Source organism: Candidatus Protofrankia californiensis, from assembly GCF_900634765.1.
In the GTDB taxonomy this organism is placed as follows: domain Bacteria; phylum Actinomycetota; class Actinomycetes; order Frankiales; family Frankiaceae; genus Protofrankia; species Protofrankia californiensis.
In genome coordinates, this window is record NZ_CAAAFT010000171.1 from 3,121 (window position 1) to 6,919 (window position 3,799).

The following is a 3,799-nucleotide window of genomic DNA, read 5'->3' on the forward strand; positions in this document are numbered from 1 at the left end:
CGTCCCGTGGCTTGCCCCGGACGTCGGCGATCATCTCGCGGCGCTTGGCGCCACCGGGGACACCCGGTCGGTCGTGGTGGTTCCGATCGGTTTCGTCAGCGACCACATGGAGGTCGTCCACGATCTCGATATGGTGGCGGCGGCGCGGGCCCGGGCGGCCGGGCTGAGCTTCCGCCGGGCGTCCACGGTGGGTACTGACCCCCGGTTCGTCACCATGGTCCGGGAACTTCTCGACGAACGCAGGCACGGTGATCTCCCGCGGACGGCCCTGAGCTCCATGGGACCGAGCCACGACGTGTGCCCGCTGTGGTGCTGCGCCCCGCGGTCGCCGGGACGCCGGCCGCTGGCCGCCGCCGGCGTCCCGGCGGACGAGGAGCCCGACCGGGACACCGCCGGTCGCGGACCCGACGCGCCTGACGGCCGGCTCGACACACATGCCAGTGCCCGCCATGACGTCCACGACGGCGTCACGGTCCACAATGATGTCCATAACGTTGGACGTCTCTGACGTTGCCGGGGACGAATCTCCGGGGATAAGACGTTCACTGACGTAGCAGGTTTACGAGGGAGACGGCCAGTCCCCACAGACGACGGCACGCCGATCGTCGGCTGGGGGAATCGGTGGGCAGATGGGCTGCGGTCCGGTTCACCGACACAACGGACCGCCAGGAGGGACGAGGTGTACCAGCGGCAGCGGCACGTGTTCGACTCGCCAGACCGTTTCGTGGTCGGAACCGTCGGCCAGCCCGGTGAACGTGACTTCTACCTACAGGCCAGCTCACGAGGACAGGTCGTAACCGTCGGCTTGGAGAAGGCCGAGGTCAACGCCCTTGCCGAAGGGCTCACGACGTTGCTCGGCCAGGTTCGCCGGGTCGGAGGCGAACTGCCGGAGGCCCGCGATGTCGATGTCGACCTCGCGCCTTTGGATGCTCCGTTCGAGGAGGACTTCCATCTCGGCCGGCTCACGGTGTCCTGGGACGGTAAACGGGTGCTTGTCGAGGCCGCCGGGCTCGCCGCGGGCGGAGCGCGCCGGCTCGACGCGGACGCCGAGCTCGACACGCTCGAGGTCTCGCTGTCCCTGGACCAGACGAAGGCGTTCGTCCAACGGGCCCGCAGCATCGTCGCGGCCGGTCGTCCCTCGTGCGTGCTCTGCGGACGCCCGGACGATCCGTCCGGGCACTTCTGCCCACGCCTGAACTGACCTGAGCCTGCGCGAACTGGCCTGAGCCTGCGCACCGTGCCCGACAGCGGGCCCCGGTGGCAGCGGGCTCGGTGGCCGCACAGGCACCGGATCCGGTCGCAACGGGGCGCCCGTCGAGCGGGGGACTGCTACCGGGCGAGGGACTGCGAGGGGTCGAAGGCGTCGTAGGCCGACTCGCAGGCCCGGCGGACCGCCGCGGACAGCCCCCGCAACGTGGTCGAGCGGCGCTCGATCTCCTCGGCGGTGACCGCCGCCCCATCGTCGCGGGCGGCCAGATCGATCAGGCTCGCGATCCGTCCCGCGCGTGCCAACAACGCGTGCGCGGACGGCGGATAGCCCGGGGGGAGCAGGAGCGTCGGTTCGTCCGCGTGGCGTTCGCGCAGCGCGGCGAGCGCGTCCGGATCGACCTTCGCCCGGTCGAGGTGGAGCAGCGCGGCCGTCGCCGTCCGGATGGCGTCGTTGAGCTCGTGTTCCGCGGCGCTCAGCGGGGACGGCGGTGGCGGGACGCGGTGACCCGTCGCCGAGCGCCAGTGCACCGACTCCAGACCGCCTTCGACGGCTGGGCCGTGCGCGGTCACGGAAGGCACCAGGAGCAGCGGGGGGACGGGGCCCAGCACGACAACCGCCTCTCCGGCGGCCAGGGCCTCCTGGTTGGTCTCCGCGGGTCCGGGCAGGCCGCTGACATCACCGGGCACGGGCAGGACGAGCCGCAGCCGTCGCGCGCCGACGGTCCGTAGCCGGCCGAGACCCAGTGCGAGCCCTTCGCCGTCGATGGTGTGGGGGGCGCCCGGCCCGCCCGAACCCTCGAGGATCTCGGTGATCGCCTCGTCGGTGCTCACGAGCCCGGCAAGCCACGCGTTACCCCATCCGGTGAGTGCCCCCGAGCGGGGCGAGGCAGCTTGGCCGCAAATCACGATGACTACGGTAAGGAATGGTGGCCATGTCCTGCGACGGTCCTCGGCGGAGATTGCTGGGGGTCACATCCGGTCGACGGTTGGTAACGGGCTGATCGTCCCTGGTAGAGCCGGCACAGCACCCGCGTGCACCGTCACGGCACCCGTGTGCGGTTGCGTGCGCTCGGGCTGGGCCTGGCCGCCGGTTGTGACGATGCGCTGGAGGTGACGGCTGGTGCTGGTACGCCCGGCACGATGGCCCGCCATGATGCGCCGGACCTGGCGGCGCAGCGGCGAGGCCGGGCGGGCGAGCAGCCACGGCAGGCCCACCGACACCATCCAGCCGGCGTGGGCAAGCCGGCTGGGCGTCGCGGGCGGTCCCACCGCCGGAAGGGCCAGCAGGGGCACCCCAGCCTCCCGCAGCGCCTCGGCGAAGGCGCGGGCCATCAGCTGGTGACCCCGCGGACCCGGGTGGACACGGTCGACGTCGAAGGTCGACAGCCGGTAGGCCTCGGGATGGTGATCCAGGTCGATGACCAGGACCCCCCGATCGGCCGCGGCCGCGGCGTCCACCGCCGCGTTGAGCCGCCCGATCCGCGTGGTGAGCAGCCGGCGCGCCGGACGGGGTAGGCGCAGCAGGCGCCCTGGGTCGTGCAGCCGTGCCATGAGCACCAGGACGCCGGCCGCGCGCAGGTCCCGGACGCTCCACACCAGGTTGTGGCGCAGGCGTAACGGATCGAACCCCGGGGAGAGCAGGTCGTTCATGCCCGCGACGAGGCTCGCGATCTGTGGACGCAGCGCGAGGGCCACCGGGATCTGCGTTTCGCGGACGTCACGGGTGGTCGCTCCGGTGGTCGCGAGGTTGGCGAACCGGACCTGTCCGGCCGGGGCCAGGCAGGCGGCGAGCATGGCGGCCCAGCCGCGCCCAGCCAGCGCCCGTGCCGCGTGGTCCCGCCGGTAGCGGCCCATGCTCACACCGTCGCCCAGCCCGGCCGTGATGCTGTCGCCGAGCGCCACGAAGCAGGTAGTCGTGGTGTCCTGGCGGGTCGTCGCGATGTTCGTGGTGATGTTCGTGGTGATGTTCATCGTGATGTCATGCGGCACGGCTGGCGTCGTGGTCACGCTCGTCCGCGGGGTGCTGCCCCGCAGGGTGTTGCCCATGGTGGCCGGTGGCCGGGTCCAGCCCGTGGGCGGCGAGGAAGCCGTCGACGGTGACGCTCCACGGGAACTGCTCCGCGCGGGCCCGCGCGGCCCGCCTGCGGGCGAGCGGGTCAAGGGTCAGCAGATCCTCGACGCCGTCGGCGAAGGTCCAGCCGCTGCCCGCGGCCACGATCCCCGTGCCGGGCACGACGAGCTCCGCCAGCGCACTGCCGTGATGGACCACGACCGGGGTCGCGCTGGCCATCGACTCCAGCGCGGCCAGTCCGAACGTCTCCACCGGACCGGGGGCGAGGACCGTGTCCGCGGTGGCCAGCAGGGACGCGAGCCGGTGACGGTCGGCGACGAAACCGAGAAAGATCACAGGAAGGCCCGAGGCACGCCGGATGAGGCGGCCCCGGGTCGGGCCGTCACCGGCGATCACCAGGCGAGCGGGGACGCCGCGGCGGACCAGCTCCGCCAGGGCGTCCACGGCGGTGTCGCCCCGCTTCTCCGGCGACAGCCGGCTGGCGTGCACCAGCAGCACCTCGCTGTCGCGGGCGAAGGC

Annotated in this window: 5 protein-coding genes; 2 read left to right on the forward strand and 3 right to left on the reverse strand. The window is 72.7% G+C overall.

Annotated elements, in window-relative coordinates:
* Positions 1 to 508, forward strand: a 508-nt coding sequence (locus DD1DGNOD_RS29170; RefSeq protein ID WP_241255608.1) for a ferrochelatase, incomplete at its 5' end; no start/stop codon positions are given.
* A gap of 171 nt (positions 509 to 679) precedes the next feature.
* A complete protein-coding gene (locus DD1DGNOD_RS09605; RefSeq protein ID WP_131766286.1) occupies positions 680 to 1,201 on the forward strand; it encodes a DUF3090 family protein in 522 nt (173 codons plus the stop codon).
* 128 nt (positions 1,202 to 1,329) lie between these two features.
* On the opposite strand, the gene DD1DGNOD_RS09610 is transcribed toward DD1DGNOD_RS09605, so the two are convergent.
* From DD1DGNOD_RS09610 to DD1DGNOD_RS29175, 3 genes are all read right to left on the reverse strand, one after another.
* A complete protein-coding gene (locus DD1DGNOD_RS09610; RefSeq protein WP_131766287.1) occupies positions 1,330 to 2,115 on the reverse strand; it encodes a hypothetical protein in 786 nt (261 codons plus the stop codon).
* A 63-nt stretch (positions 2,116 to 2,178) separates the two neighbouring features.
* Positions 2,179 to 3,216, reverse strand: a complete 1,038-nt coding sequence (locus tag DD1DGNOD_RS09615) for an SGNH/GDSL hydrolase family protein (protein ID WP_241255609.1) — start codon at positions 3,214 to 3,216, stop codon at positions 2,179 to 2,181.
* On the reverse strand, positions 3,188 to 3,799 hold a 612-nt coding region (locus DD1DGNOD_RS29175), incomplete at its 5' end, for a glycosyltransferase (RefSeq protein ID WP_241255610.1). The genes DD1DGNOD_RS09615 and DD1DGNOD_RS29175, both read right to left, overlap by 29 nt.